Consider the following 10,664-nt stretch of genomic DNA (forward strand, 5'->3'; position numbering starts at 1 on the left):
GACATGACGGGGGGATGGGGGGGCGCTTCTGGACGTGGTCAGAAGGCGGACGGGGGAGGGGAGCAGGGATGGGGAACGGGGGGGGCGCCGTGCGGGGCGACGCGGTGGGGGGCGGTCAGTCGATCACCTCCCCGGTCTTCTTGAGGCGGCGCTTCTTGCTGCCGTCGTCCTGGACGACGATCTCCACCCGGCTGGCGACCTTGTTGGCGGTGGAGTACAGCATCACGTTGGAGGCGTGCAGGGACGCTTCCTCGGTGACGATGCGGCCCGTCTCGCCCTCCTGGGTGGGTTTGACGTGGCGGGTGCGCAGGTTGATGCCCTGCACCACGACACGGTTCTCGTTGGGCAGGGTGCGCAGCACCTCGCCGGTCTTGCCCCGATCCTTGCCGGCGATCACCTGGACGGTGTCACCTTTGCGGATGCGCATCTTGACGCGCTCAACGGGCCTGGCCTTGGGGGTTGCGGTGGCCATCTCAGATCACCTCCGGAGCCAGGGACACGATTTTGGTGAAGTTGCGCTCGCGCAGCTCGCGGGCGACCGGACCGAAGACCCGGGTGCCCTTGGGGTTGTTGTCGTTGCCGAGGATCACGGCAGCGTTGTCGTCGAAGCGGATGGCGTTGCCGGTGTCACGGCGCAGCGTGGCCCGGGTGCGCACCACCACGGCCTTGACCACATCCGACTTCTTGACGCCCATGTTGGGCATGGCGTCCTTGACGGCGGCCACGATCACATCGCCCACGTGGGCGTAGCGACGGTTGGTGCCGAGCACCCGGATGCACTGGATGCGCTTGGCGCCGCTGTTGTCAGCGACGTTGAGGAAGGTTTCCTGCTGAATCATGGGGGGTTCCTCAGCCGGCGCTGGTGGTGGAGAGAACTTCAGCCACGGCCCACCGTTTGGTGCGGCTGAGGGGACGGGTCTCGGTGATGCGGACCCGGTCGCCCACGCGGCAGCTGTTGGCTTCGTCGTGGGCTTTGTAGCGGGTGGTGCGGCGGACGGTCTTCTGATAGATGGGGTGGGGGAAGCGGTTTTCCACCGCCACCACCACCGTTTTGTCCATCTTGTCGCTGACGACGGTGCCGACCCTTTCCTTGAGTGCCATGGGGATCGAGGGGGGAATCAGGAGGCGACGGTGGAGCGCTGACGCTCCTCCTGCACCGTCAGCAGGTGGGCCAGCTTGATGCGGGCCTCCTTGAAGCGGTGCGGGTGCTCCAGACGGCGGGTGGCCTGCTGGAAGCGGAGGTCGAACAGTTCGCGGCGGACGCCGTCGATCTGTTCAACGATCTGGGCGTCGCTGAGCGAACGCACATCGGTGATGGTGGGACGGGCCATGGTCAGGACTCCACTGCGAGGGCGGGTTCGGGGGCGGCAGCCACCTGATCGGCCAGGGCGAGGAACTTCGTCTTGAGCGGCAGTTTGAACTGGGCCAGACGCATGGCTTCCTTGGCGATTTCGGGCGTGATCTCGGGGCCACCCATCTCGAAGAGAATGCGGCCCGGCTTGATCACGGCCACCCAGAATTCCGGGTTGCCCTTACCGGAACCCATGCGGGTTTCGGCAGGCCGCATGGTGACGGGTTTGTCGGGGAAGATCCGGATCCAGATCTTGCCCCCCCGCTTGACGTGGCGGGTCATGGCACGGCGGCTGGCCTCGATCTGACGGGAGGTGATCCACCCGCACTCCTGGGCCTGCAGGGCGAAATCGCCGAAGGCGATCGTGTTGCCGCGCGTGGCGATGCCGCGCATGCGGCCTCGCTGCTGTTTTCGGAACTTGACGCGTTTTGGACTCAGCATGGTTCAGGCCTCCTGATCACTCCTCGTTGGAGCGGTCTTCGAACTGTTGCGGCCGGCGGTTGGCGCGGCGTTTCGGTGCTCCACCCACGGGCAGCTGGTCTTGCTGACCGGGAAGCACCTCCCCTTTGAACACCCAGACCTTGATGCCCAGGACCCCATAGGTGGTGGTGGCCACCTTGGTGGCGTAGTCGATGTCGGCGCGGAGCGTGTGCAGGGGCACGCGACCCTCGCGGGTCCACTCCGTCCGGGCGATTTCGGCGCCGTTGAGGCGGCCGCTCACCTGGAGCTTCAGACCCAGCACGCCAGCCCGCTGGGCGCGTTGGACCGCCATGCGCATGACGCGCCGGAAGGCCACCCGCTTTTCCAGCTGCTGGGCGATGTACTCGGCCAGCAGGAAGGCGTCGGCGTCGACCCGCTCCACCTCGACCACGTTGATGCGCACCTGACGGTGGGCATCGCCAAGGGTCTTCTGGATGCCGGTGCGCAGCTCCTCGATGCCGCTGCCCTGGCGGCCCACGAGAACGCCCGGACGGGCGGTCTTGAGTTCCACTTCGAGCTGGTCGGCCTTACGGGCGATCAGCACGTCGCTGATGCCGGCGGCGGCGTACTTCTTGTTGATGAACGACCGGATCCGGTCGTCCTCCTGAAGGAGGACGGGATAGGTCTTGCTTGGGGCGTACCAGCGGGAGCGGTGATCCTGGGTGATCCCCAGGCGCAGGCCGGTTGGATGGATCTTGTGTCCCATCGGGCGGTGTCCTCGGGGGTCAGGCGGTGGGCGCTGCCACAGCAATGCTGATGTGGCAGGTTTGCTTTTTGATGGCGAAGGCGCGGCCCTGGGCCCGGGGCCGGAACCGCTTCAGGGAGGGTCCCATGTCGGCGCTGGCCTGGCTGATGACCAGGGTCGCCGGATCGAGGCCGAGGTTGTGCTCGGCATTGGCGACCGCGGAGCGGAGCACCTTGGTGATCGGGCCGGTGGAGCGGTAGGGCATGAACTCGAGCATGATCAGGGCGTCGCGGTAGGTGCGACCCCGGATCTGATCGAGAACCCGGCGCACCTTCGACACGGAACCGCGGATGAAGCGGCCGTGTGCCAGGGCCTGGGTGTCGGATGTGGTGGTTGCCATCGGATCAGCGGCCTCCCTTCTTGTCTTTGATGTGACCGCGGAATGTGCGGGTGGGGGCGAATTCGCCCAGCTTGTGGCCCACCATCTGCTCCGTCACGTAGACGGGCACGTGGGCCTTGCCGTTGTGAACGGCAATGGTGTGGCCGATCATCATCGGCAGGATGGTGGAGGCCCGTGACCAGGTCTTGATCACGGTCTTGTCGTCGGCAGCGTTCTGCTTCTCGACCTTGCGAAGCAGGTGGTCGGCGACGAACGGGCCTTTTTTGAGTGAGCGTCCCATGGCGGATCAGGCGAACAGCAGAGCGGTGTGGGTCATCAGGAGTCGCGTCCGCCACGGCTCCGTTTGGAGGTGCGGCGTCGTTTCCGCAGCACGAACCGGTTGCTCGGCTTGTTGCGCTTGCGGGTCTTGAGGCCCAGGGCGGGTTTGCCCCAGGGCGTGACAGGACCGGAGCGGCCGATCGGTGCCCGGCCTTCGCCGCCCCCGTGGGGGTGGTCGCAGGGGTTCATCACGCTGCCGCGCACTTCCGGCCGGCGGCCCAGCCAGCGCTTGCGGCCGGCCTTGCCCAGGCTGGTGTTGCGTTGTTCGGAGTTGCCCACCTCACCGAGGGTGGCGTAGCACTCCCGGCGCACCAGCCGCACCTCGGTGGAGGGCAGCTTGAGGGCAACGTAGTCGCCTTCCTTGGCCACCACCTGGGCGCTGGCTCCGGCGGTGCGGACCATCTGGCCGCCGCGACCGGCATAGAGCTCGACGTTGTGGACGCTCGAACCCAGGGGGATGGCCGAGAGGGGAAGGGCGTTGCCGTTCTCGATCGGGGCGTCCGGGCCGGAGATGACGCTCTGGCCCACGGCCACGTTGGCGGGAGCGAGGATGTAGCGCTTCTCGCCGTCGGTGTAATAGAGCAGCGCCAGACGGGCGTTGCGGTGCGGGTCGTAGTGGATCGCGGCCACCTTGGCGCTCACCCCGTGCTTGTCGCGACGGAAGTCGACGATGCGGTAGAGGCGCTTGTGGCCACCGCCGCGGTGGCGGCAGGTGATCACGCCGCGGTTGTTGCGGCCCTTGTGGCGGTGCTTGGACACCACCAGGCCCCGTTCCCGGTTCTTGCCCGTGATGTCGCTGAAGTCGGTGACGACCAGCGTGTGGGTGCCGGGGGTGTTGGGCCTGTACTTACGAATTGCCATGGTGTTTCAGACCCCTCAGGACTCAGGGAACAACTGGATGGCGTTGCCTTCGGCAAGGCGCACCACCGCTTTCTTCACCTGGGCGCGTTTGCCGGCGAAGCGGCCCACCCGACGGGAGCGGCGGGGGGGATTCATGGTGCTGACGCCGACGACCTTGACGTCGAACAGATGCTCGACGGCCGCCTTGATGTCGGGCTTGGCGGCCCGATGGTCCACCTCGAAGGTGTACTGGTTGATCTCGATGGCCCGGGTGGCCTTCTCGGTGATCAGCGGGCGACGGATCACGTCCGCCAGCCGGCCTGCAAAACGCTCAGACATCGCCGTAGACCTCCTGAATCTTCGCCAGTGCCTCTTCGCTGAGCACCAGCTTGTTGGCATGGAGCAGATCGAACACGTTGAGCTGATCAGCGGCGATCAGCTTCACCTTTTCGAGGTTGCGGACCGAGCGGGTCACCGCCTCGGGCGCGCCATCGAGGATCAGCAGCACCTTGTCGCCGGCCTCGATGCCGAAGCGGGACAGGGCGGCGGTGATCTCCTTGGTTTTGGGGGTGTCGAGCCCGGCGCCGAAGCCCTTCACCACGGTGATGTCCGCGACGCGGCTCATCAGGGCGGTGCGCAGGGCCAGGCGACGCTCCTTGCGGTTCATCGCCACGGCATAGCTGCGGGGCTTTGGTCCGAAGATCACGCCACCGCCGGGCCGCAGGGGGGTCCGGATCGAACCCTGGCGGGCCCGGCCGGTGCCTTTCTGCTTGTAGGGCTTGCGGCCGCCACCGGCCACTTCGGCACGGGTGAGGGTGCTTGCGGTGCCCTGCCGGGTATGGGCCAGCTGGCGCACCACGGCCCTGTGCAGCAATCCTTTGGCGGATGTTTCCTTGGCGACCTTGAGGTCGAGGGGAGCCTTGCCGCTCTCCTTGCCTTGCCAGTCGCGAATCACACAGTCAGTCATGGGTGTTCTCCTCAGTTCTCTGCGGGCACGCCCACCCGCCGGGCCGGGCGGATGTCGAGCAGGGCGCCGGGCTTGCCGGGAACCGAGCCCTTCACGATGAGCAGATTGCGTTCCGCATCCACCTTGAGGATGGTGAGGCCGCGGGTGGTGATCTGCTTGCCGCCGTAACGGCCGGCCATCCGTTTGCCGGGGTAGACCCGGCCTGGGGTGGTGCCGGCGCCGATGGAGCCTGGCTCGCGGTGGTTCTTGGAGCCGTGGCTCATGGGGCCGCGGCTGAAGCCGTGGCGCTTCTGGAGGCCCGAGAAACCACGGCCGATCGTGTCGCCGCTGACGTCGACCTTCTGGCCGGGGCTGAAGTCACCGACGGTGACGTGCGCCCCCAGCTCGAGACCGTCGATGGCCTCCAGCCGGTACTCCTTGAGGTGCCGCAGGGGCGCTTCGCCGGATTTGGCCAGGTGGCCCTTGGCGGGCTTGTTGACGAGCTTCTCGCGGGTTTCGCCGAAGCCGAGCTGCACCGCGGTGTAACCGTCGGTGGCTTCGCTCTTGAGTTGGGTGATGCGGCAGGGACCCGCTTCGATCAAGGTGACCGGAATGGATTTGCCTTCTTCGTCGAAGAACTGGGACATACCCAGCTTCTTCCCAAGAATGCCGATGGACATGGGAGGGAGAACAACACCAGCTGGACAGCCGCGGCGTGCCGCCATGGATCAAGGGCCAGGGCCCGACATCCGTGGAGGACCCGCTGGGCGGCGGGGGGCTGAATTCGTGGAATCGCAGATTGACCCGAGGGTCAGGGGCTAGCGAGGCGAATCAGCGGGCTGGGACTTGCCGGAAGCGGTGGGGCCTCGGGCAGTATCCCGACGGTCACGGCAACGACGAAGCGCTGCAGGAGTCGTACGGGCCAGGAAGGGTTCGTCACCACTGACGGACCCCGTGCTGTTCTCTGGAGGCCCGGCTAGCGGACGGGCACAGATCATCAGCACAAGAGATAACCCTACCCCATGGTGTGCACCACCACCCCCGGGCCCCGCACCGGCTGCCAGACTCAGCCGGCGATTCGCCTGCCGCTCCCGATGCCTCTGCTGATGACCGGCCGTGGTTTCCGCACCGAGCTGGAGCGCTGCGGCGCCCTCGCCCTGTTCGTTCCCCTGGAGGGGGGCGCCGAAACGCGCCTGCTGCGGCGGCTGCGGGCGGCCGGCTACCGGGCGCACCTCACCTCCGCCCGCGGGCTCGGAGATCCGGAGGCCTATCTCCTGCAACTGCACGGCATCCGTCCGCCCCACCTGGGCCACCACAGCGTCGGCCGGGCGGCCGCCGTGGGCGAGGTGCAGCGGGTGATGCCCCTGCTGGGCCCCCAGCTGGCCGGCGAAGGGCCGGTGCTGCTGTGGCTGCTGGAGGGCCAGGTGCTCAGCAGCTCCGAGCTCGGCGCCCTCTGCGACCTCTGCCGCCGCGAACCGCGGCTGAAGCTGGTGGTGGAGATGGGCGGCGCCCGCGCCCTGCGCTGGCAGCCGCTGGAGCAGCTCGTTCCTGCCTGAGCGGGGTCCAGCCCATAGCCTGGGCCGGTCCCGCGGACTCCAAGCGCGTTGAGTGAGCGGCTGGCACTGATCTGGGGTTCGGCCTTCTTCGCCGGTTCCCTTGCCCAGGCCACGGCCTGGGTCACCGGCCAGCCCGCGGTGGTGCTGCTGCTGGGTATGGGGCTGCTGGCGGGCCATGCCGGCTTCGACATCGTCCATCCCGAGAACCTCGGCGCCGGCCTGGAGCCCCTGGTGGGCCTGCTGGTGAGCCTGGTGCTTTTCGATGGCGGGCTCAACCTGCGCCTGGCGGGCCGCGACCTGCAGCGCTCGGTGCTGCAGCTGGTGCTGGTGCGCCTGGTGCTGGGGCTGCCCCTGGCGGCCCTGCTGGCCCACGCCCTGGCGGGTCTGCCCTGGTCGCTGGCCCTGGTCTACGGCGCCATCGCCCTGGCCACCGGTCCCACGGTGGTGAGCCCGATGGTGCGCCAGCTGCGGCTGGCCCCGAAGCTGGGCCAGCTGCTGGAGGCGGAGGGCCTGATCCTCGAACCGGTGAGTGCGGTGTTGGGCCTGGTGCTGCTCCAGGTGACCCTGGGCGACCTGGGCGGCTGGCAGGAGGTGGCCTCCCGGCTGTTGCTGCGCCTGGGGGGCGGGGTGGCCCTCGGCGGACTCGCCGGTCTGCTGCTCTCGGAGGCCCTCCGGCGTCTGGGCGCCCTGGCGGCGGCCAGGGGAGGGGAGGGGACGGCCGAGTCCAATGGCCTGGCGCTGCAGCTCACCCTGGGGGTGCTGTTTCTGATGTTCAGCGGTTGTGAGGCCCTGCTGCCGGAATCGGGTCTGCCGGCGGCGGTGAGCGCCGGGGTGGTGGTGGGGCTGCGCCTTGATGCGGCCGCCACCCAGCTCGATGAACTGATTCGCCAGCTGGCCATGCTGGCGATCACTGTGCTGTTCCCCCTGCTGGCGGCCGATGTCTCCTGGGCGGAACTGAGCCCCCTCGGTCTGGGTGGCCGGGGTTGCGTCGTGGCCCTGATGCTGGTGCGCTGGCCGCTGATCCAGCTGACGGGCCTGGGGCTGCCCAGCCTCGACTGGAAGGAGAAGGCGCTGCTTAGCTGGATCGCGCCGCGGGGCATCGTCACCGCGGCGGTGGTGAGCCTGTTCGCCCTGGAACTCGACCGGGCCGAGGTGGCCGGCGGTGGTGCCCTCAAGGGGCTGGTGTTCCTGACGATCCTGATGACCGTGGGCCTGCAGGGCTTCACGGCCCCCTGGCTGGTGAACCGCCTCGGGCTCGCCCAGCCCGAGGCGGCGCCGGAGCTGCCCCAGCCCGGTTGAGTCCGCTGGTGGTGGCAGGATCGGCCCACCCCGTTGCGCACCCCATGGCGGCCATGGCCCGGGACCCGGAGCAGGCCCTGGCCCATGGGTGCTGGGTGAAGCTGATCGGCGGGGCCAGCAACCAGGACCTGGCCGCCATCGAGGATCTGGCCGGCATCCATGCCCTGGCCGGGGTCCACTGCATTGACGTGGCTGCCGATCCGGCCGTGGTGGCCGCCACCCGGCGCGGCCTGGCCTGGGCGGAGGCCCACGGCGCGGCGCGTCCCTGGCTGATGGTCAGCCTCAGCGATGGCCTCGACCCCCACTTCCGCAAGGCCTGGTTCGATTCGCAGCGCTGTCCGCCGTCCTGCCCGAGGCCGTGCGAACGGGTCTGCCCCGCCCTGGCCATCGACGGGCGGGGGGTGGTGGTGGAGCGCTGCTATGGCTGCGGCCGCTGCCTGCCCGCCTGCCCCCTGGGGCTGATCGAGGAGCGCAGCCAGGTGCTGGAGCCGGCCGCCGTGGGGGCCCTGCTGGTCCAGCTGGCTCCCGACGCGGTGGAGCTGCACACCAGGCCTGGGCGCCTGGACGCCTTCTCCGAACGGGTGCTGCAGCTGGCCGCCAGCGGCGTGGCGCTGCGCCGGGTGGCGGTGAGCGCCGGCCTGGAGGGGGGCGCCACGGCCGAAGGGCTGGCGGCGGAGTTGTGGCAGCGGTTCCGCCTGCTGCGCGGGGCCGGCTTCCGGCCCCTCTGGCAGCTGGATGGTCGGCCGATGAGCGGGGATGTGGGGGCCGGCACGGCCCATGCGGCGGTGGGGCTGCTGGCGCGGCTGGCGCCGCTGGCGCCGCCGGGCCCGCTGCAGTTGGCCGGGGGCACCAACGCTCACACCCTGGCGGTGCTGGGGCGCTCCGGTGTCGGGCCGCGGGCGGCCGGGGTGGCCTTCGGCGGGGTGGCTCGCCGGCAGCTGCAGCCCCTGCTGCTGGAGGCCCAGGCGGAGGGACGGCGGCTGCTGGACCTGCCCCGCCTCTGGCCCCGGGCCCTGGAGATCGCCGGGGCGCTGGTGGGCCCCTGGCTGGCCCGTGATGTCGTCGGCCCCTGAGACCTGGCTAGAACGATGGGCAGCTCCCCCCGGCGCCCCCCTGGAGCCTTCGCCCCACCCGTCCCTCTCCACCCAGCGGGTCACCGACGACCTGGACCGTCTGCTGGCCGTGCTGCCGCCGGTGGTGCAGCGGGCCCTGGCGGGGCCGGAGCAACGGGAGGGGCTGCTGGAGGTGGTGCTCGACCTGGGCCGGGTGCCGGAGGCCCGCTACCCCGGTCGCGTGCTGGCCTTGGGGGGCGACGCCATCGAACGTTCCGACCTGGCGGCGGTGCTGCAGCGCCTCGGCCCCTTCGGAGGCGACAACCGGGCCGGCATCGAGCGCACCCTGCACCGCATCAGCGCCATCCGCAACCGCACCGGCGATGTGGTGGGGCTCACCTGCCGGGTGGGCCGGGCGGTGTTCGGCACCGTGGCGATGGTGCGCGACCTGCTGGACACGGGCCAGTCGCTGCTGCTGATGGGCCGCCCCGGGGTGGGCAAGACCACGGCCCTGCGGGAGATCGCCCGGGTGCTCGCCGACGACCTGCAGCGCCGGGTGGTGGTGATCGACACCAGCAACGAGATCGCCGGTGACGGCGACATCCCCCACCCCGCCATCGGCCGGGCCAGGAGGATGCAGGTGGCGCGGCCGGAGCTGCAGCACCAGGTGATGATTGAGGCGGTGGAGAACCACATGCCCGAGGTCATCGTGATCGATGAGATCGGCACCGAGCTGGAGGCCCAGGCGGCCCGCACCATCGCCGAACGGGGCGTGATGCTGGTGGCCACGGCCCATGGCAACGAACTGGCCAACCTGATCCGCAACCCCACCCTCAGCGATCTGGTGGGCGGGATCCAGTCGGTGACCCTGGGGGACGAGGAGGCCCGCCGCCGCCGCACCCAGAAGACCGTGCTGGAACGGGCCGCCGAGCCCACCTTCCCCCTGGCGGTGGAGATGCACAGCCGTCACCGCTGGCTCTTGCACCGCGACGTGGCCGGCACCGTCGACCTGCTGCTGCGCGGCCAGCCCACCCACCCCCAGGCGCGGGAGCTGGGCAGCGACGGCCGCCTGGTGCTGCGCGACGACGGCCCCGCCCGCCCGGCCCCGCCGCCCGCCTGGGCAACCGCCCCGCCCCCCCGGCGCCCCGGTCCCGCTCCCCTGGCGGTGGTGCCCCTGCCCGATCCGGCGGCGCCCCGGCCGGCGGCGGCAAGCGTCGCCCCGGCGGTTCCGGCCCTGCGGGTCTTCGGCGTGGGTCTGGCGGCCGAGCAGCTGGAGGAGGCGGTGCGGCGTCGTCAGCTGCCGGTGCAGGTGGTGGAGGAGCCGGAGCAGGCCGATGCGGTGCTGAGCGTGCGCGGCCAGCTGGGCCTTGATCCCGAGCTGCGGCGCCAGGCCCGCGACCTGGGCCTGCCGATCCTGGTGATCAAGTCGGACACGCCCCACCAACTGCAGCGGGCCATGGAACGCCTGCTGGAGCGGCGCCAGGAGGGAGGCGGCGCGGTGGACGGCGACGATCCGGTCGGTGTCGGCGCGGCCCGCCCCGATGACGCCCATGCGGCCCTGGAGGAATGCCGGCTGGCGGTGGAGCAGGTGGTGCTGCCCCAGGGCCGGCCGGTGGAGCTGCTGCCCCGCAATGAGGCGGTGCGGGCCCTCCAGGCCGAGCTGGTGCACCACTACCGGTTGCGCAGTGCGGTCTTCGGCCGCGGCCGTCAGCAGCGGCTGCGTGTCTTTCCCGCCTG

Annotated in this window: 16 protein-coding genes; 4 read left to right on the forward strand and 12 right to left on the reverse strand. The window is 70.2% G+C overall.

All coding sequences use genetic code 11. From position 1 onward, the window contains the following. Positions 1 to 115: 115 nt before the first annotated feature. From rplX to rplC, 12 genes are read right to left on the reverse strand one after another with little or no spacing between them, the layout of a single operon-like run. A complete protein-coding gene (rplX, locus tag KBZ04_RS09330) occupies positions 116 to 472 on the reverse strand; it encodes a 50S ribosomal protein L24 (protein ID WP_254991681.1) in 357 nt (118 codons plus the stop codon). A gap of 1 nt (position 473) precedes the next feature. Further along, entirely contained in the window at positions 474 to 839 is a 366-nt protein-coding gene (gene rplN / locus KBZ04_RS09335) for a 50S ribosomal protein L14 (RefSeq protein ID WP_015109410.1), read from the reverse strand. A 10-nt stretch (positions 840 to 849) separates the two neighbouring features. Further along, positions 850 to 1,101: a 30S ribosomal protein S17 gene (rpsQ, locus tag KBZ04_RS09340; protein WP_015109409.1), complete on the reverse strand. Its 252-nt coding sequence runs from the start codon at positions 1,099 to 1,101 to the stop codon at positions 850 to 852. A gap of 17 nt (positions 1,102 to 1,118) precedes the next feature. Then, positions 1,119 to 1,331, reverse strand: a complete 213-nt coding sequence (rpmC, locus tag KBZ04_RS09345) for a 50S ribosomal protein L29 (RefSeq protein ID WP_254991682.1) — start codon at positions 1,329 to 1,331, stop codon at positions 1,119 to 1,121. A gap of 2 nt (positions 1,332 to 1,333) precedes the next feature. Further along, positions 1,334 to 1,792, reverse strand: coding sequence for a 50S ribosomal protein L16 (rplP, locus tag KBZ04_RS09350; RefSeq protein WP_254991683.1), 459 nt, complete (start codon positions 1,790 to 1,792; stop codon positions 1,334 to 1,336). A gap of 16 nt (positions 1,793 to 1,808) precedes the next feature. Further along, the gene (rpsC, locus tag KBZ04_RS09355; protein ID WP_015109406.1) at positions 1,809 to 2,537 is read right to left on the reverse strand and encodes a 30S ribosomal protein S3; all 729 of its coding nucleotides are present in this window, start codon (positions 2,535 to 2,537) and stop codon (positions 1,809 to 1,811) included. 19 nt (positions 2,538 to 2,556) lie between these two features. Then, the gene (gene rplV, locus KBZ04_RS09360; RefSeq protein ID WP_254991684.1) at positions 2,557 to 2,916 is read right to left on the reverse strand and encodes a 50S ribosomal protein L22; all 360 of its coding nucleotides are present in this window, start codon (positions 2,914 to 2,916) and stop codon (positions 2,557 to 2,559) included. A gap of 4 nt (positions 2,917 to 2,920) precedes the next feature. Further along, positions 2,921 to 3,196 (reverse strand): 30S ribosomal protein S19, encoded by a 276-nt coding sequence (rpsS, locus tag KBZ04_RS09365; protein ID WP_015109404.1) that lies wholly within the window; start codon positions 3,194 to 3,196, stop codon positions 2,921 to 2,923. Between the two features lie 35 nt (positions 3,197 to 3,231). After that, complete coding sequence (gene rplB / locus KBZ04_RS09370; RefSeq protein ID WP_254991685.1) at positions 3,232 to 4,095, reverse strand: 50S ribosomal protein L2; 864 nt, start codon at positions 4,093 to 4,095, stop codon at positions 3,232 to 3,234. A gap of 15 nt (positions 4,096 to 4,110) precedes the next feature. Next, positions 4,111 to 4,413, reverse strand: coding sequence for a 50S ribosomal protein L23 (locus KBZ04_RS09375; protein WP_094586023.1), 303 nt, complete (start codon positions 4,411 to 4,413; stop codon positions 4,111 to 4,113). Further along, complete coding sequence (rplD, locus tag KBZ04_RS09380) at positions 4,406 to 5,041, reverse strand: 50S ribosomal protein L4 (protein WP_254958666.1); 636 nt, start codon at positions 5,039 to 5,041, stop codon at positions 4,406 to 4,408. The genes KBZ04_RS09375 and rplD overlap by 8 nt, the downstream gene beginning before the upstream one ends. An 11-nt stretch (positions 5,042 to 5,052) precedes the next feature. Beyond that, positions 5,053 to 5,700 (reverse strand): 50S ribosomal protein L3, encoded by a 648-nt coding sequence (gene rplC / locus KBZ04_RS09385; protein WP_254991686.1) that lies wholly within the window; start codon positions 5,698 to 5,700, stop codon positions 5,053 to 5,055. Positions 5,701 to 6,114: 414 nt separating this feature from the next. Here rplC and KBZ04_RS09390 point away from each other — a divergent pair, with 414 nt between their 5' ends. The 4 genes from KBZ04_RS09390 to KBZ04_RS09405 form a co-directional block, all read left to right on the forward strand. After that, positions 6,115 to 6,576 (forward strand): NAD(P)H-quinone oxidoreductase subunit N, encoded by a 462-nt coding sequence (locus KBZ04_RS09390; RefSeq protein WP_254991687.1) that lies wholly within the window; start codon positions 6,115 to 6,117, stop codon positions 6,574 to 6,576. A 48-nt stretch (positions 6,577 to 6,624) separates the two neighbouring features. Next, entirely contained in the window at positions 6,625 to 7,875 is a 1,251-nt protein-coding gene (locus tag KBZ04_RS09395) for a sodium:proton antiporter (protein WP_254991688.1), read from the forward strand. A gap of 44 nt (positions 7,876 to 7,919) precedes the next feature. Further along, the gene (locus tag KBZ04_RS09400; protein WP_254991689.1) at positions 7,920 to 8,948 is read left to right on the forward strand and encodes an LdpA C-terminal domain-containing domain; all 1,029 of its coding nucleotides are present in this window, start codon (positions 7,920 to 7,922) and stop codon (positions 8,946 to 8,948) included. Positions 8,949 to 9,057: 109 nt separating this feature from the next. Continuing rightward, positions 9,058 to 10,664 (forward strand): AAA family ATPase (locus tag KBZ04_RS09405; protein ID WP_254991690.1); only part of this gene is annotated, 1,607 nt, incomplete at its 3' end.

The organism is Cyanobium sp. N5-Cardenillas (assembly GCF_024345515.1).
In the GTDB taxonomy this organism is placed as follows: Bacteria; Cyanobacteriota; Cyanobacteriia; order PCC-6307; family Cyanobiaceae; genus Cyanobium.